General features: G+C 34.3%; 7 protein-coding genes. 3 read left to right on the top strand and 4 right to left on the bottom strand.

What is annotated here, in order from left to right; genetic code table 11:
• Positions 1 to 86 precede the first annotated feature (86 nt).
• Entirely contained in the window at positions 87 to 953 is an 867-nt protein-coding gene (locus tag SJY30_RS11610) for a DUF808 domain-containing protein (RefSeq protein ID WP_396632340.1), read from the top strand.
• Between the two features lie 13 nt (positions 954 to 966).
• On the opposite strand, the gene SJY30_RS11605 is transcribed toward SJY30_RS11610, so the two are convergent.
• From SJY30_RS11605 to gmd, 3 genes are all read right to left on the bottom strand, one after another.
• Positions 967 to 2,313: an undecaprenyl-phosphate glucose phosphotransferase gene (locus tag SJY30_RS11605; RefSeq protein ID WP_396632339.1), complete on the bottom strand. Its 1,347-nt coding sequence runs from the start codon at positions 2,311 to 2,313 to the stop codon at positions 967 to 969.
• A 125-nt stretch (positions 2,314 to 2,438) separates the two neighbouring features.
• Entirely contained in the window at positions 2,439 to 3,530 is a 1,092-nt protein-coding gene (locus tag SJY30_RS11600) for a GDP-L-fucose synthase family protein (RefSeq protein ID WP_396632338.1), read from the bottom strand.
• A 40-nt stretch (positions 3,531 to 3,570) separates the two neighbouring features.
• Positions 3,571 to 4,683, bottom strand: coding sequence for a GDP-mannose 4,6-dehydratase (gene gmd, locus SJY30_RS11595; protein ID WP_396632337.1), 1,113 nt, complete (start codon positions 4,681 to 4,683; stop codon positions 3,571 to 3,573).
• 1,678 nt (positions 4,684 to 6,361) lie between these two features.
• On the opposite strand from gmd, the gene SJY30_RS11590 reads away from it, so the two are divergent.
• Positions 6,362 to 10,318 (top strand): amino acid adenylation domain-containing protein, encoded by a 3,957-nt coding sequence (locus SJY30_RS11590; protein ID WP_396632336.1) that lies wholly within the window; start codon positions 6,362 to 6,364, stop codon positions 10,316 to 10,318.
• Between the two features lie 9 nt (positions 10,319 to 10,327).
• On the opposite strand, the gene SJY30_RS11585 is transcribed toward SJY30_RS11590, so the two are convergent.
• Complete coding sequence (locus tag SJY30_RS11585; RefSeq protein WP_396632335.1) at positions 10,328 to 11,203, bottom strand: class I SAM-dependent methyltransferase; 876 nt, start codon at positions 11,201 to 11,203, stop codon at positions 10,328 to 10,330.
• Between the two features lie 489 nt (positions 11,204 to 11,692).
• Between SJY30_RS11585 and SJY30_RS11580 the strand changes: the two genes are divergently transcribed.
• Positions 11,693 to 19,075 carry an amino acid adenylation domain-containing protein gene (locus SJY30_RS11580; RefSeq protein WP_396632334.1) on the top strand — a complete coding sequence of 2,461 codons (7,383 nt, stop codon included), beginning with the start codon at positions 11,693 to 11,695 and terminating at the stop codon, positions 19,073 to 19,075.
• Positions 19,076 to 19,083: the final 8 nt, after the last annotated feature.

Raw genomic sequence — 19,083 nt, 5'->3', positions numbered from 1 at the left:
AGAAAATAGAAATGGGTTATCTTTTTTACGTATTGAATTCTAATAAATCAATCTGTTAATTTATTTTTGATCAAAATTAGAATTACATGGCTTCAGGTTTTTTTGCAATTTTAGATGATGTAGCTGCTCTTTTAGATGATGTGGCAGCAATGAGTAAAATAGCCACTAAGAAAACGGCTGGTATTTTAGGTGACGATTTAGCCGTAAATGCGGAAAAAGCTTCAGGGTTTGTCTCTAAAAGAGAATTACCGGTGTTGTGGGCAATTTCTAAAGGCTCTTTATTAAATAAAATTATCATTTTACCTATAGCCTTTTTGTTAAGTGCTTTTTTGCCTTGGGCGGTAACGGTAATTTTAATACTCGGTGGTATTTATTTAGCTTTTGAAGGTGCAGAAAAAATATATGAATTCTTTGTACCTCATGAAAAAGAACATATAACTGCTGATACTGAGCCAATGTCAAAAGAAGAAATTTTGGCATTAGAGAAAACAAAAGTGAAATCTGCTATTGTAACCGATTTTATATTGTCTATTGAAATAGTGATTATTGCTCTAGGTACGGTTATAAACGAACCATTAGTAACGCAAATAGCAGTGGTCTCGGTCGTTGCTTTAATTGCGACCGCAGGGGTTTATGGTATTGTAGCGTTAATAGTTCGTATGGATGAGTTCGGTACAAGTTTAATCAACCTTAATGAGGAAGATAACAGTGTCTCTGATAAGATTGGGCGTTTTTTGGTGGGTGCATTACCAAAAGTTATAAAGTCGCTAACTGTAATCGGCACACTTGCTTTATTATTGGTCTCAGGGGGTATTTTTGTGCATAATATTGATTTCTTACATCATTTATTACCCGACGTACCCAGTATCATAGTTGAATTCTTAGCCGGATTAGTAATAGGGTTTTTAGCATTGGTACTTTTTAAGGCAATTAAAAAATTGTTTAAAAAGTAATTTTTCAATTTTGCTAATAGGCTTTAGTTTCCCCTTTTATAGCATTATAAATAGTCAGAAATACTATCTTGGCATCTAAGCCCAATGACCATTTTTCCATGTAAAAAATGTCGTAACGAACCCTATTTACAATATCGGCTCTTTCTACAATTTCGCCTCTACAACCTTGTATCTGTGCTAAACCGGTAATACCTGGTTTTAAAAAATGACGGACTAAATACTTGTCTACAGAGCCTTCATACTGTTGAGTATGTACCACCATATGCGGTCTTGGACCAACAACGCTCATATCTCCCATTAATACATTAAAAAATTGTGGAAGCTCGTCTATACTGGTCTTTCTTAAGATTTTACCCAGTTTTGTAATTCGTACATCATTTTTAGTAGCCATTTGGGTGTCGCTAGTATCACTTTTGGTCATTGACCTGAACTTATAACACCAAAATATTTCTCTGTTGACGCCATGGCGTTGTTGCTTGAAAAATAACGGTCCCTTAGAATCGATCTTCATTAATATATATACCAATGGCGTTAACCATGATAGAATAAATACTATGGCAAAGCTTGAAACAAGAATGTCAAAAATTCGTTTAATGAGATTAGAGTAATCCAAATCTAAAGGAGAAGCTCTTAAATTTAAGATAGGAACTGCTCCATATAACTCCAACGACATTGCCCTGGAAAACAATTCTTTATTATCTGGAATGATCTTTATTCTTTTAAGACTATTATCGGCAATTTTCATTAGATACTGTATCTCTGCTTTAGATAACTTTGAGGCCATACAATAGACTTCTTCAATATCATTTTCAAAGATGTAATTAAAAGAGCTTTCTATATCTCCTAAACAGGTAGGGTTGTTAGATTTTACATTATCAAAATAACCCATATATCGATATCCATACTCTGGATGATCAAAAATACGCCTTAGCTTTTGAAGATTTTTATCTTTTCCTATTACTACAACTCTTGTACTGTTGAATCCTTTTGTTCTGTATAATTTTTTTGCCCAATAGAATAATACCCTGAATAAGGTTAATAGGAAACAAATTTGCATATACACCAATGAAAGATATAAAGGGGTATACGAATTCATGCCTAAAAACACAAAGGAGGTGAAATATACCAAACCATAGATAACAAATAGTACAACGAAAGTTTTTAGATTGGTCATAAAACCATCTCTTCTGGCCGTAGGGTAGAAGTTTAAACTATACGTAGTTATAAGCCACGTAAAATTGTAATAAAATATGCTATAGCCATTAAAATAGGTATCTGGTATGTGTGCATATAGTGTTATATTAATTAACAGTATATGTGCGACAAATGATAATGGTATAATAAAATTCGATTTCTTCATTTAAGCTTTTAGTAATGGTTGATTAAAGAGCTAATGATAGGTTATTAATGTTGACCGATAGCTTTTTATGACTGTCGGTCAACTTTAAATTTAAATTTGATAGAAATCTGTAGGTAAATAAACAATCAATTCTTAGCGGTATACCAAGAATACACTCGTTCTATTCCTTGTGATAATGAAACGGTATGTTTCCATCCAAGGTCATGTAATTTTGAGGGATCTGTTAATTTCTTTAAAGTGCCATCTGGTTTTTCTGTATTAAAATATAATTCACCTTTAAAATTGATTTTCTGCTGTATGAGTTCAGCTAAATCTTTTATGGTAATATCTACACCAGTACCTATATTAATATGTGTATTACGTACTTCTTTGGTGTCTTGTGAATAACAATCTTTAAAATCGCGTTGCTCCATTAAGAAAACACAGGCATCTGCCATGTCTTCGCTCCAAAGAAATTCGCGCATTGGTTTACCTGAACCCCATATTTCTAGGTAAATGGTATCATCTTTTCTTTTTATACCATACTTTTCTAAAATGGTAAGTATTTCTTTTTCAGATGAATTTCCGTTTACTCCTTCAATAGGCAATGCATTTAAATCTTCAGCAATTGTAGTCCAATCATTATTTTCTAAAGCCTTGCCTAGGTGCATTTTTCTAATTAATGCCGGTAGAACATGCGACTTTTCTAAATCGAAATTATCATTAGGCCCATACAGATTGGTAGGCATCACAGAAATAAAGTTTGTGCCATACTGTAAATTGTAACTCTCGCACATTTTTATACCTGCTATTTTAGCAATGGCATAAGGTTCATTCGTATATTCCAAAACATCGGTCAACAAGTAATCTTCTTTCATCGGTTGCGGACAATTTTTAGGATAAATACAGGTACTACCTAAAAACAGCATTTTTTGCACACCATGCAGATAACTTTGATGTATGACATTATTTTGAATCATTAGATTCTCATAAATGAAATCTGCCCTATATGTGTTATTCGCAACAATACCGCCAACTTTGGCAGCAGCAAGAATAACATAAGATGGTTTTTCATTTTGAAAGAACTCAGCAACCTTGTTGGCATTAGTCAAGTCTAGCTCCTTGTGCGTTCGGTAAACTAAATTCGAATACCCTCTACTTTCAAGGTTTTTGACTATGGCGCTACCAACAAGACCTCTGTGACCCGCTATATATATTTTAGCTTCTTTATTTAACATTGGATGTTATTTACCTACTATTAGCAAATTGTAAAGTTTGTTATTCAAAATAATTAAAGGTCACATAACCACCTTTTTTAAGATATTGATCCTTTTGCATTAATTTTAAATCATGAGTCATCATGTCTTTTACCAATCCTTGTAAGTCATATTCAGGAATCCAGCCTAATTTTGTATTAGCTTTTGTGGCATCACCAATTAATAGCTCAACTTCTGTTGGTCTAAAATATTTAGGATCTACCGCAAGAACTTCTTTACCGATTTCTACCTGTATATCTGGGTTAGAACATGATTTTACATATCCTTTTTCATCTACACCTTCACCTTTGAATTCTAATTCAATGCCCATTTCAGCGAATGCCATTCTTACGAATTCACGTACCGGGGTAGTTTTACCAGTTGCAATAACCCAGTCTTCTGCCTCATCAGCCTGAAGAATCATCCACATCATACGAACATAATCTTTTGCATGACCCCAATCTCGTTGTGCATCTAAATTACCCAAGTATATTTTATCTTGTAAACCTAAACCAATTCTTGCTGCTGCTCTTGTAATTTTTCTGGTTACAAAAGTTTCTCCCCTAATAGGAGATTCATGGTTAAATAAAATACCGTTACAAGCAAACATATCATAGGCTTCTCTATAGTTGACCGTGATCCAGAAAGCATACATTTTTGCTACTGCATATGGGCTACGTGGGTAGAAAGGCGTAGTCTCTGATTGCGGTACCTCTTGTACTTTACCATATAATTCTGAAGTAGATGCTTGATAAATTCGGGTCTTTTTCTCAAGACCTAATAAACGAACCGCATCTAAAATTCTAAGTGTACCTAAACCATCGGCATTACCCGTATATTCAGGAACTTCAAAAGATACGTGAACATGGCTCATTGCCGCTAAATTATAAATCTCATCTGGTTGAATTTCTTGTATTAATCTAATAAGATTAGTACTGTCTGTCATATCACCATAATGAAGTACAAAATTTCTATTCTCAATATGTGGATCTTGATAAAGATGATCAATTCTATCAGTATTAAATAAAGATGCTCTTCTTTTAAGACCATGTACTTGATATCCTTTTTTTAATAAAAATTCGCTTAAATAAGCGCCGTCTTGACCTGTGACTCCAGTGATTAATGCTACTTTCATACTATTGTAAAATGGATTTATAATGTTTTATTGTTTAATAATCATCTAAAATTTTATTGAAAAACTTTAGATAGCTTTACTGTATAATATCTGTTGATAATAAATGTTTCCGTCACCCATATTTTTAAGAAAAGAATATTATGTGATGTTATTAATAAACTTAAGAAGGTAGGGTGATTACGGGGAATCATTTTTTTTAAAGTTATTATTACTAGGTTTTAATCGAAAAAATATATGACCACTACCTTAATCATAACAATGTAAGTATTAATATGTCAGCTTCAATTGATAATACTTAAATATCAATGATATTACTAACTGTGGTTAATGGTTGTTGGGCAAATTTAGAGTATTATTTGAGTATTTCCATTGAAAAAAATCAAACCTTAGGCCAACTATTGATTTATTCGTTAAACTGTGTATTCGTGAACTATTGAGAATAGTAATGTGTGAACATGGAAAGTATACTCAATTATATATATAGAACTAAGGGGCTGTTTGACTACAGTAATACTTATAAGGTACTGTTCTTTAGTAAATTAAAAGTAATACGTTTATTTAATGTTAGTAGACACTTATTCTTGTGTAGTCTTTGTCTTACTTGACTTCTTTTTAAGTGTCGAATTTCATCTTTTAATTATTTTACACTCATAATAATACATTTTTAGTGTAGTGGTCTATTTGTTAACCCCTGCTAATAACAGTGTATCAAAAGATATTTAAAATCTTTTAATATTTGTGAAATTGCAATAAAAAATGTTAAATTTTAGTAAATTTCATACAAATGTAGTGCGGCTATTAATATTTAGCTTAAGTTTATTTCATCAAAATTTAATATCCGTTTTTAGTACATTAGAAATAGATTTTAGTTTTGATTTAAAATTTTTATTGTTTTTCCCCGTTATTTTATCAACTTAAACCACCATACGATGATATCTAACATTTTAAGCGGGAGACTAACATCTTCTTATCAGAGGAAAAAGTTGGTTTCTCTAGAAAATTGCTATATGCACCTTAAGCCATATTTTAGCTTAAAGAAAAGTGCAAAAAGTATCGAGACCGATAACGTATTGGTTCGTGAAAGATCTAAGAGTGCAAAAGTTCAAGATGCATTCAATTCCATTGAGCAAAATCAAATTTTGTATGCTAAAATTATGACTGAAAGGTTGTTGAAAGTTTAGGCTATTAAAAGAAGGGAATGTTTTCTTTATGAAAGTATTTTCTGTTTTAAGTAGTTAGTGCTTAATTGGTACTAATAAGAAAGTGCGACAATGAATTTTAAAATTCATTGTCGCACTTTTTGCCTTTTAAAACTCAATGTAGTCTCTTATAGTGCTATCGACTTTTAATATATTATTGAGTGTACATAATTTTAATAATCGTAATCAAATTTCAGTTTGTTCTTCTAAATTAAACACACATCTAGTATTCAATACACATCAGCGAAACTAAATTTCTAATCTATAGATTAATGATATATTTATCGCACAATGTTATAATTGTGAATAGTAATCACAGCCATAATGCTATTAATTTAATAAGCTCTAGAGCTTTTGTTTATTTTACTGAAATAGTAAATACCTGATTAAAAGGACGAAAGTAACTGTAAATTATAAGACCTTTGTGCCTGTTGGTTTCCCTAAATTTTGAATTGCAACACCTATATTATTAAACAATCTTGGAAGTACTGACACATTTTAACCCTTTTGAAGGTCCAGAGATAAAACATATTTTGCACACTACAGATGCGCAAGAAGAGATTTGGTATTCTTGTTATTTTGGTGGTGACGACGCAAATAAAGCATATAACCTCTCATTAACCATTGAGTTTGAAGGTAATTTGGATATTACCGCATTACAATGGTCTGTTGACATGCTTATTAGTAGGCATGAGTCTTTACGCTCTGTATTTAGTCCTGATGGAAAATTCATTAATGTCTTTTCTTCCATTATCACCAATATTGATTTACAGGATTATGCTGGTTTGTCTGCTCAAGATAAAGAAGCTGCAATAAAAGAATTTACAAAAAATGATACTGGTAGAGCGTTTGATCTAACTAAAGAACCATTAATACGATTCACGGTTCTTAGAATAGAAGAATTTAAATATCAGTTGATAATGACCACGCATCATATTGTTTGTGACGGTTGGTCTTTAGGTATCATTATGCAAGAATTGGGAGCATTGTATTCTGCAAAGGTTAAAAATATACCTCATAACCTTCCTGATGCTGTACCGTATACTGAATATGTTGCACATCAAAATGAAATAAAGGTAAGTCCCGAATACGATCAAACGGAAAAATACTGGTTGAAGGTCTTTCAGAACGATATTCCGAAAACTAATCTTCCTACAGATTTCAAACAAATAACCAAAAGAACCTATAACGGTGCTCGAATTAATCAATTGTTAGATAAAAATCTAGTAAAAGATATAAAGCAAACCGGTATAAAAGGAAATACTAGCTTGGTACTTACACTAATGGCGGCTTTTGAGTTATTGCTTTATAAAACTACACACAAGGATAGTATTGTACTTGGCTTACCGGTTGCAGGGCAATCATCTATGGGTGCTAAGCATTTAGTTGGGCATTGCGTGAAACTACTTCCAATGAAAAGTGATTTTGATGGTAATGATAGTTTTATAGATTATTTGAAGAAAAGAAAATCAGCCAATTTTGATGCATTCGAGAATCAAGAACTGTCATTTGGTAGTTTATTAAAGAAGCTTAATATTTCAAGAATACCTGGTAGAGTACCTTTAGTGCCTGTAGTTTTTAATGTGGATATGGATTTGGACGATGGTGTTACTTTTGAAGGACTATCTTACCAATATCATAGTAATGAACGTGAACATGAAACATTTGAGCTATTCTTGAATGCTACAGGTTCAAAAGATAATATAGTGCTTGAATGGTCTTACAATACCGACTTGTTCAAAGAAAGTACGATTCTTGAAATGGGCGTAACTTTCACTGCTATTTTAAGTAAATTAATTGAGCGCCCCAATGTTAAGTTGTCTGAAATACTAGACCTGACTAATAAAGAAAGTATTGTAAAGGGTGCTGTCTTTGAATATACGAAAACTACACTTCATGAGTTGTTGTATGAACAGGCTACAAGTACGCCAACTGCAATTGCTTTAGAGTTTAAAAATGAGAAGTTAACCTATGCAGCGCTACAACGTAAAATTAATAGTACTGCGGTTTACTTATGGGATAAAGGTATAAGACCAGGAGATACAGTTGCTATTTCACTAGAAAGATCACCTGATTTAATTGCAACACTATTTGCAATTCTTCAATGTGGAGCTAGATATGTACCAATAGATACCGGCTATCCTGATAATCGTACTTTATTAATGATTTCAGATGCTGAATCTACTTTCTTTATTTGTGATAGGTCCAAACAAGGGTTAGAACATGGAGCACAAACGATTTTCATTGAAGATATACGAGTCAAAGTAAATGAAACCAGTGAAACTATAATTGATATCAATGTATCTTCTGATGCAGGAGCTTACATTATATATACTTCTGGATCAACAGGAAAGCCAAAGGGAGTGCAGGTTACGCATAATAATGTGATCAATCTTCTATATTCCATGGGTAATGAACCCGGTATTACACCAAACGATAAAATATTTGCCACCACCACTATCTCTTTTGATGCCATGGTGATGGAAATTTTCTTGCCATTGGTTCATGGTGCCAGTGTGGTTTTAGTAGACGAGGAAACAAGAAAAGATGGCCATCTTTTATTACAAAAAGCCATTGAAGATGAGATTACCGTAATTTGGGGAACACCAACTATTTGGCAAATTTTATTAGATTCTGGTTGGAAAAAACCATTGCATATTAAAGCACTTATTGGTGGCGAACCGGTTACTAAAGCACTTTCATTAAAACTACTTGAAAAGTGTGATGAAGTATGGAATATTTATGGACCTACAGAAACCACTGTTTGTTGTATACTCACAAAAATTTCGGTACAAGATAATCCAATTACTATAGGTAAGCCTGTGGCTAATACTGATATCTATATTCTAGATACTAAAGGTAATCCTGTAAGAAAAGGTGAGGTTGGTGAAATAGCTATTGGTGGTGACGGAGTAACAAACGGATATTTGGGTCAGCTAGCATTGACCAATGAACGTTTTGTAAATAATACATTCCAGACCGGGGCTAGTTCCAAGATGTATTTGTCTGGAGATATAGGTAAACTTTTACCTAATGGTCAAATTGAATGTTTAGGCCGTAAAGATGGTCAAGTAAAAATTCGCGGACATAGAATTGAATTGGGTGAAATTGAGTATTCTTTAAATAAATTAAAAGGAATTCAATCAGCTGCCACTGATGTTAGAAACAACGGGTTAAAGGCATATGTAGTTTATGAAGGTCAAGATTGGGATCATGATGTTACGCTTTGGAAAAATCAATTAGCGACAGAATTACCGATTTTTATGTTGCCTCATGATTATATTAAAATAGATGAATTACCAGTTACCTTAAATGGTAAATTAGATAGAAAAAGTCTGCCAGAAAACACCAATTTGGTTACGAATAAAGTTGAGGCTATTCAACTGTTCACGAAAGCTGAAAAACTAGTTGCAGATGTTTGGAAAGAATGTTTGTTTTTAGATACTATCAATTTAAATGATGATTTCTTTGAGTTAGGTGGGCATTCGTTGATTGCGGCCAAAGTAATGACAAGGCTAGAAGAGAAGTCTGGTCAAAGATTACCATTATCTTCCTTATTTGAATATTCAACGGTTAAAAACCTGGCAAGCTTATTGAAAATTGAGGAGCATACCGTAACCTGGGATTCATTAGTGCCAATTCAACCTAACGGTTCTAGAACACCATTATTCATAGTTCACGGTGCAGGGTTGAATATACTTTCTTTTAAAACCTTAAAAGATCATATGGATCCTGGTCAGCCTATTTATGCTTTTCAGGCTAAAGGTTTAGATGGTAAAGAAGATTTATTGACTTCTGTAGAAGAGATAGCGGCGCATTATAACGAAGCACTTTTGGCCACCCAGCCAAAAGGGCCATATAAATTGGCGGGTTATTCTTCTGGAGGTATTATCGCCTATGAAATGGCAAAACAATTAATGGCAAACGGAGAAGAGATTTCTGCTCTAGCACTTTTAGACACCTATGCATACGCCCATTATGGTAAAAGTACTACGTTGGGTAAAAAGTTGGCTTATGGTAATTATTTAGCCAATAAGACTTTACATGTTCTAAGACAATTGTCTAGCGTAGAAGGATTTAAATATAGAATTGGAGTTACCAAAGCTAATTTGAAGAAATTGTACTTAAGATTTAAGAAAGATAAAACAGCAGAAGCAAAAACAGAATATGATTGGGAGTATGAAAACCGAATTGTTACGCATAATAAGGTTGTAGATAGCTATCATTTAAAACCATTGCCCATTAAAGTCGATTTGTTTAGAATTGAAGACGTTATTGATTATACGCATGATAGCGTACATTTGGGTTGGAAATCTTTTGCGGAAAAGGGAATTGAACTACATTATGTAGCAGGAGACCACCTGAGTATGTTTAGGGCACCAAATGACCAAGTTTTGGCTAGTTCACTTCAAAAAGTGCTTGATCATAACGATTAGGATATAAAATTAATTTACGGCAGATTGCACGGTAGGTATGGTCGTTTCTTCTGTATTAATGTAATTGTCTGCTGCCATATATCTCAAGTAAAAATCTGAGCCACTTTTTTTCGTGGTATTATGCCACAAATGAAAACCAGCTGTTTTGAACAAGAATTCATAATTGTGTGAAAATGAGCGTTCATATCCATAAGGTTCAGATGCTGTATTGGTCTTTAAGTTATGGTGAATGCCATTAGGTTCAATAGCAACAAAGGTGGTATTGCCCAAAGCATTTAATTGATGTAAAAACTCTTGAAGTTTAGGTTCTGTAAAGTATTCTAAAACACCTCTAGAGGTTACGAAAATCATATCTTCGGTGGCATTGTTCTTCGTCCAATCAAAAGCATCGGAAGCTACAAATTCAAGTTTTTCATTCTTTGCATAAGTATGTCTATTCAATTCTACCTGTTTTTGGCTTAAGTCTATTCCAACCAACCTTTCAATATTAGGAAACTTTGTACTTAAATAGTTCAATACTTTTCCATTGCCACATCCTATCTCTACAATGGTATTGAAATTATGTTTTTCCGTAGAAAGTTTTAAATCCAATAAATCGAATAAAAAAGTACATTCAGGTAAGAAAGATTTTTCAAAAGAATCGTCTGTTTCAGAAAAATAGGTGTCACCTTGGCGCTTCCAATAGGCTTCATGAAATTCTGAAAGCAAATTGTAATCTTGTTCTTTTTCCGCTCTTTTTAGTAGTGCTTTGCGCATAAAAAGCTCGGTAAAACTGATAGATTTTTTATTGGTTATGGTCATACCATTTTTTGCAAATTTTTCAGCTTTTTTAGGTAATAAATATAGTAGGATATTACCAATAAAAATTACGATTTTATTTTTCATTTTAGCTTTTAGTTGACCAATCCTTTTACAATATTAATCATTAAGTCGTTGCTTTTTTTAAAACTTACCTTTTAAAACAACATTTTCTTCGGCCAATGAACGAAGAAATATGTAAATGAACTATAGATTTATGCTTTTGTTACTAATTTTAATTTCAGATTCGAAGAACGTCATTTATTTCTCGATGAAATTTTTTTACTGTAAAAAAAGGTTGCTTATATATTATTGGTTGTAATCAATTATTAATCAGTGGTTTACATGTTAGTGTTTCTGAAGATTACACTGTGTTTATTACCGTTTTAAATGAGAATGTTCATCATATTAAGTAATTTTACCTCATTATATGTTTAAACAAAATTGGAAGGAATATTTACGAGATAATGTTGAATTAAAATGCTTATCTATTTAAAAGATTCATCTATTAGACCATTTTCATAAGCAGATATATATTAAAGCCCCCAATAATCTATACCTAATTATTACTTTAGAATGAAAGCCAATAAAGAAAATTTAATAAAAGATTCTACTACAGAATATTGGAGGAATATTTTATTGGATGATATTAAATTATTAGATCTGCCAAGTAGAAAACGAACTGTTAGGCAAGAAGTAAATAAAGGCTTGTTAATGCGTACTCAATTTTCTGCAGATGTTGTTAACAAGGTAAAGATTTATTCCGCTGAAAATGATATAGCGTCTTTTTTAATATCAGTGGTTAGTGTTCTTCTACAGCGGTATACAAATCAATTGGATATTGCATTTGGTTTAACCATCAATGATGTGGCAGCTAAAAATTTATCTCTCTTTAGAAATAATATTGATGCTGAGGTAGATTTCAAAACTTTAGAAAACAAAACAAAACACATTCTAGAATTAAATAAATCAAATTCGTACCCTACCGATAAATTTATTAAAGATTTTAATCTTGTAAAGGAGAACGGTGAAAATGCACTTCTAGATTTTGTTGTATCTATAAATTTGTTAAACAATCAAGAAAGGACTTCAAATGAAAATGATAATGCCTTTGGTATTGAATCTTTAGGTACAGTAGAATCTTTCTCGAATATCAAGTTAGTATTGAATGTCGACGCCGAAAGCATCACATTTGATGTTATTTTTAATGAAGCTGTTTTTGAAAAAGATTTCATTATACAGTTTATGGGGCACTTTAAAAATTTAGTGTCACGTTTAATTGAACAGCCAACGGTTTCTATAGGTAATATAGATGTACTTCTAGATGAAGAGCGTTTTAAGTTATTGAATAATTTTAATTCACCGAATGTAAATTATCCGAACGAAAAAACCGTTGTTGATTTATTACAGGAGCAAGCGGAAAAGACGCCCAATAATGTTGCCGTAGTTTATGAAGGTGCTAGTTTTACATATGATGAGCTTCATAGGCTATCGAATCAATTTGCCGACTATCTTATAAAAAAACATGGTGCCTCCAAAGGTGATTTTGCTTGTTTAATACTAGAACGTAGCGAATGGTTGATTATAAGTATGTTGGGTATTATGAAGGCTGGGGCAGTTTATGTGCCTGTTGATCCTAATTACCCTGTTGAGCGTATCGATTACATAAAGGAAGATAGTAATTGCGATTTTACGGTTGATGTTGCGGCAATTGAAGATTTTAAAAATACGGTTGATGAATATGCTACTGAAGATATTAAGAACAATAAATTAACACCAGACGATTTAATTTATATTATTTACACTTCTGGTACCACTGGTAAGCCTAAAGGCGTACAATTAGAACATAGAAATATTGTTAGTCTATTTGTAAACGATGAACCGTTCTATGATTTCAATGAAACCGATGTTTGGACCATGTTCCATTCCTATTGTTTTGATTTCTCGGTTTGGGAAATGTATGGGGCATTATTGTTTGGGGGTAAATTAGTCATTCCTTCAAAAGAGGTGATTAAAGACCCTTACGAATTCATGTCTTTGGTAATTAAGGAAAAGGTGACGATTTTAAACCAAACGCCTTCTTCTTTTTTAAATATTATGGGTAGTTTGCCTACAGGTGATATCGATTTAAATTTACGCTATGTCATTTTTGGTGGAGAAGCTTTATTTCCTAAGTATCTAGAAAAGTGGTATCGTAAGTTTCCGAATATTAAATTTGTAAATGGGTACGGTATTACAGAAACGACCATTTTTACCACCTTTAATATTATTGATGATGAAGATATTAGAACAAATGTTTCTAATATTGGTAATTGTATATCAACCTTATCCTCTCATGTGGTAAATACCAATAATCAATTACAACCAATTGGTGTTATTGGTGAATTATGTATTTCTGGTCATGGTTTGGCAAGGGGTTATTTGAATAGACCAGAACTGACCGATCAGAAGTTTATAGATAATCCTTTTGAACAGGGAGAAAAAATGTACCGTTCAGGTGATTTGGTAAGAAGACTTGCAGACGGAACTTTAGAATATATTGGTAGAATAGATCACCAAGTTAAAATTCGTGGGCACAGAGTTGAATTAGGGGAAATTGAATCTTCTATTGATGCTATTGTGGGTATAAAACGCACTGTGGTCTTGCCAAATACAAATGAAGAAGGTGAAGCCAGATTGGTTGCCTATCTTTTGCCTGAAGGTGAAAAACCTGAAATAAGTAGTATAAGAAAAGAACTTGTAGTAAAACTACCAGAGTTTATGGTACCTACATTTTTTATGTGGGTAGATGAGTTTCCAACAAACTCCAACGGTAAAATAGATAAAGATAAATTACCGGAACCAAGTTACGTTAGATCAACTTCAGACGTCATATTTAGAAAGCCACGTACCAAGATTGAAAAAGGTCTTGCCAGTATTTGGGAAAAAGAACTAAAGGTATCGGGTATTGGTTTAGATGATAACTTCTTTGAAATGGGAGGTACTTCTATTGTAGCGCAAAAAGTAGTCAACGCTATCATGAAAACGCTGAAAGTAAGAATACCGGTAACCAAATTATATCAACATACTACTATCGCTACGCTTTCAGAATTTATGGAAGGCGATAAGAAAACAACATTGTTTTCTGGCAAACGCAAAGTGAAAAACAATAATCGATCTAACGATGTTGCAATTGTGGGTATGGCAGGTCGGTTTCCTGGCGTAAATACCATAGATGAATTCTGGGATGTTTTAAAAAATGGAAAAGAAACCATTTCATTTTTTACGAAGGAAGAATTGGATCAAAGTATACCAGCGTCTTTACGAAATGACCCGTTATATGTTGCCGCAAGAGGCGTTGTGCCGTCTGCAAAAAAGTTCGATGCCCGTTTCTTTGGCTTAACGCCTAAATTGGCAGAAGCTATGGATCCCCAACAACGTCTATTTTTAGAATTGGCTTGGGAAGCTCTTGAAGAATCTGGTCACTTACCAGAACATTATACAGGTAGGGTAGGAGTATATGCTGGTACAGGTACAAATACCTATTATAAAAAGAATGTACTGCCAAATAGTGAGGTCGTAGAAAGCATTGGGCAACTGCAGTTAGATACGGTGAACGAGAAAGATTATGTGGCTTCAAGAACCGCGTATCAACTAAATTTAAAAGGTCCCGCGGTTAGTGTACATTCGGCATGTTCTACATCACTATTGGCAATTGCCGAAGCCGTAGAGTCTATACGTAATGGTCATTGTGAAGTTGCCTTGGCGGGTGGTTCTAGTATTACCGCACCTATAAATAGCGGACACCTTTATCAAGAGGGTTCAATGCTAAGTACAGATGGTCATTGTAGGCCGTTTGATTCTCAAGCAAGAGGAACGGTCTTTAGCGATGGTGCCGGAGTAATCGTTTTAAAAGATTTAGAAGAAGCCAAAAATGACGGAGATGTTATTTACGGCGTAGTAAAAGGTGTTGGTATAAACAACGATGGTGGTGGTAAAGGAAGCTTTACGGCACCAAGTGCAGAAGGTCAGGCAAATGCTATTAAAAGTGCTATTGACGATGCCAATATTTCACCGGATACCATTAGCTATGTAGAAGCACATGGTACAGCGACTCCGTTAGGGGATCCTATAGAAATAGATGGTCTTAATCTCGCTTTTGGTGAGCAATCAAAAAAGAATTTTTGTGGTCTAGGTTCTGTAAAGAGCAATATGGGGCACATGACAGCAGCTGCAGGTGTTGCCGGCGTAATAAAAACAATTTTAGCATTTAATCATAAAGTAATACCGCCTTCTTTAGGTTTTGAAAATCCTAATCCTGTAATTGATTTTGAGAATAGTCCGTTTTACGTCAACAACCAATTGACAGATTGGAATGTTGAAGGTTCACGAAGAGCGGGTGTAAGTTCTTTTGGTGTTGGTGGTACCAATGTTCATGTAGTTTTAGAGGAATATGAAATGGAGGAAAAGACTTCCAAGTTTCAACGACCTTTGCAATTACTACCTATTTCGGCAAAAACCGAAACAAGTTTAGCGGGATTCGGAACCGTACTAAAAAAACATATCGATGCTAAACCAGAATTGAATTTGGCAGATGTTGCTTATACGCTAAGTACTACAAAAGCTAATTTCAATAATCGTAGATTTATTTTAGCGGGTGATATAAAAGACGCTTCTGCATTGTTGGTTGATGGTGATAAAAATGCTATGCAGTCATCAATTGTAAAAAACGTTCCGAGTGAAATCGTATTTCTACTTCCAGGTCAAGGTTCCCAGTATCTAAATATGGGTAAAGATTTATATGATGGGGAAAGCGCTTTCAGAGAAGCTGTAGATGTTTGTGCCGATTTACTGTTAGAAACTATAAAAGTAGATATCAGGGAAATCATTTTTCAGGATGCGAATTCTGAAGATGCTCAAAACAAGTTAAGAGATACGCGTTATACTCAACCTGCTTTGTTTACCATAGAATATGCGCTTTCACAATTATGGATGAGCTGGGGAATACAGCCAACTGTATTATGCGGTCATAGCCTTGGGGAATTTGTAGGAGCTCATTTAGCCGGAGTTTTCAGCTTAGAAGATGCCTTGAAATTGGTTTCAATGAGAGGTATATTGGTAAGCGGACTTCCAAAAGGGAGTATGCTTACTGTGAGGATTGATCAAGAATCCTTAGAAAAAATTGTTCCGAAGAGATTATCTATAGCAGCTGTAAACTCAGCAAAGCTATGCGTCGTATCTGGTGAAGATGATGAGATAACGAAATTCAGTGAGCTTCTAAAAGAGCAAAGCTTAGCATACCGTTTAATTGCTACCAGTCATGCCTTTCATTCTGCTATGATGGATCCTATTTTAGAGGAATTTGGTGATGTGGTCAAGAATATCAATTTATACATACCTGAATTACCAATAATATCTACCGTTACAGGTACCTGGCTTACGAATGAAGAAGCTGTTGATCCTGTATATTGGACAAACCATTTACGAGATACCGTACTATTTTCAGATGCTATGGATACCATAGTAAAGTTAGAAGACGTTGTATTGTTAGAAGTGGGTCCGGGTAATACGCTTACCACTTTAAGTCGCCAGAATAAGGGCGCAAAAAATATAAAGTCTTTAGCTTCATTACCTATCCCTAAAAACGATGAGAATTCTTATCACGGGGTATTAAAAGCTTTAGGTCAATTGTGGCTAACTGGTCTTACCATAGATTGGAAAGCTTTGTACACAAACCAAGAAAGGCAAAAACTGAGATTACCAACTTATGTTTTTGACCGTAAACCATGCTGGATCGATCCACTGGTTTCTATCCCAAAAGAAAGAACCTATTTGAATGTCGATCAGCCAATAACTAGAATAATAGAAAAACCAAAAAGTGCCGCACCAATGAGAAACGTCTCTATTTTAAATAAAATTTCAGAGCTAATTTCAAATTCATACGGAATTGAGCTTGAAGTTGCCGACAAAGACAGTAGCTTTTTAGAATTAGGATTAGATTCTTTAATTCTAACACAAATGGCGATTACATGTAAAAAAGAATTTAAGATTCCGATTACATTTAGACAGCTAAATGAAGATATTAATACGCCTGAACTTCTAGCGAATTACTTAGATAAGAATTTGCCGGCAGAGTTTATGGCGCCACAACCGGTTGCAGAAGCAGTTCCTCAGCCAGTTGCTGCGGTCAATCCTGTGCAACAAGCTGTTCCTGCGAATTATAATACATCCGCTACCAATCAAACGGCTATCGGCTTAATAGGTGAACAGCTTAATTTATTAAGTAGACAACTTCAGTTGTTGCAAGGTAATGCGGTAACACCAGCTCCTCAACCAGTTGCTGTTCCAAAGCCTGCTTCGGCAAAAGTGATAAATGAATCGACTACTTTAGATTCTCGTTCAGAAAAAGAGAAGCTTGAACATAAAAAACCTTTTGGTGCATCGCCAAGAATTGAAAAGCAATCAACGGGATTAGATCAGGCGCAATCGCAATACCTAAAAGAACTTACTAAAAAGTATAATACCAAAACTATAGGTAGTAAAAACTACGCTCAAGACAATAGAGCTAAAATGGCAGATCCTAGGGTAGTATCTGGGTTTAAACCATTGACTAAAGAATTAGTATATCCAGTTGTAATTGGCAAATCTTCAGGTAACCGTTTATGGGATATAGATGGTAATGAATATATAGACGCCTTAAATGGATTTGGTTCTTGTTTCTTTGGTTATCAACCAGATTTTATCAAAGAGGCTATGCATAAACAAGTAGATCTTGGTTATGAGGTAGGCCCACAACACCCATTGGCAGGTGAGGTTTGTGACCTTTTATGCGAATTTACAGGTCATGATAGAGCTGCTTTGTGTAATACGGGGTCAGAAGCGGTTCTTGGAGCTATGAGAATTGCACGTACAGTTACCGGGCGTTCGCTTATAGTTGCATTTACGGGTGCTTACCATGGTATTAACGATGAGGGTATTGTAAGAGGTTCCCAAAAGAAAAAAACGTTTCCGGCTGCTGCGGGTATTATGCCGGAAGCTGTACAGAATATGTTGATACTTGATTATGGTACAGAAGAAAGTTTACAAATAATAAAGGATAGAGCTCATGAAATTGCTGGTGTGCTTATAGAACCTGTTCAAAGTCGTAGACCAGAGTTTCAGCCTATTGAATTTATAAAGAATGTAAGAGAACTAACTACTAAAGAAGAGATCGCTTTTATTTTCGATGAGGTGATTACCGGTTTTAGAATGCACCCAGGTGGTGCTCAGGCATTATTTGATGTCAAGGCAGATTTAGCTACCTATGGTAAAGTTATGGGCGGCGGAGTTTCCATTGGTGCCATTGTAGGTAAAAAAGAATACATGGATGCCCTTGATGGCGGATTCTGGGAATATGGAGATGATTCGTATCCAGAAGTAGGTGTAACCTATTTTGCAGGTACTTTTGTTCGTCATCCTTTGGCTTTGGCTTCATCAAAGGCAGCCTTACTTCATATGAAAGAACAAGGTCCAAGTTTACAAGCGAATGTATCTGCTATGACAGAGCGCATGGCTAAAAGCTTGAATGCTACTTTTACAAAAGACGGACTCCCAATAGAAATCACTTATTTTGGCTCTCTATGGAGATTGAAATTCAAGAAAGACATTCCGTATTCAGAATTACTATTCGTTAGTATGCGTGAAAAAGGTATTCATATTTGGGATGGTTTCCCTTGTTTCTTGACCACTGCTTATACTAGTGATGATGTTGATTTCTTGATGAAAACCTTATTGTCTTCAATAGATGAATTGGTGGCTGTAGGAATCCTTACCAAGGAAGGTTTAAATGGTAATCATGTTGCTAGTTCGCAATCATCTTTTGATAAATTAAATACGCCTCCGGTACCTGGAGCACGTTTAGGTAGAGATGAAAAAGGCCAACCAGCTTGGTACGTTGCAGATGCAAGCCAAGAGAGCGGTTATTTGAAAATTGAAATTTAAAAAATAGA

It is taken from the genome of Maribacter sp. R86514 (assembly GCF_044597005.1).
Taxonomy (GTDB): domain Bacteria; phylum Bacteroidota; class Bacteroidia; order Flavobacteriales; family Flavobacteriaceae; genus Maribacter.
The sequence above is the reverse complement of the archived record's forward strand: the minus strand, read 5'-3'. Positions and strand labels throughout refer to the sequence as shown.

Coding starts and splice junctions, on each gene's coding strand:
- SJY30_RS11610 (WP_396632340.1), top strand. CDS start 87: ATGGCTTCAGGTTTTTTTGCAATTTTAGATGATGTAGCTGCTCTTTTA.
- SJY30_RS11580 (WP_396632334.1), top strand. CDS start 11,693: ATGAAAGCCAATAAAGAAAATTTAATAAAAGATTCTACTACAGAATAT.
- gmd (WP_396632337.1), bottom strand. CDS start 4,683: ATGAAAGTAGCATTAATCACTGGAGTCACAGGTCAAGACGGCGCTTAT.
- SJY30_RS11585 (WP_396632335.1), bottom strand. CDS start 11,203: ATGAAAAATAAAATCGTAATTTTTATTGGTAATATCCTACTATATTTA.
- SJY30_RS11605 (WP_396632339.1), bottom strand. CDS start 2,313: ATGAAGAAATCGAATTTTATTATACCATTATCATTTGTCGCACATATA.
- SJY30_RS11600 (WP_396632338.1), bottom strand. CDS start 3,530: ATGTTAAATAAAGAAGCTAAAATATATATAGCGGGTCACAGAGGTCTT.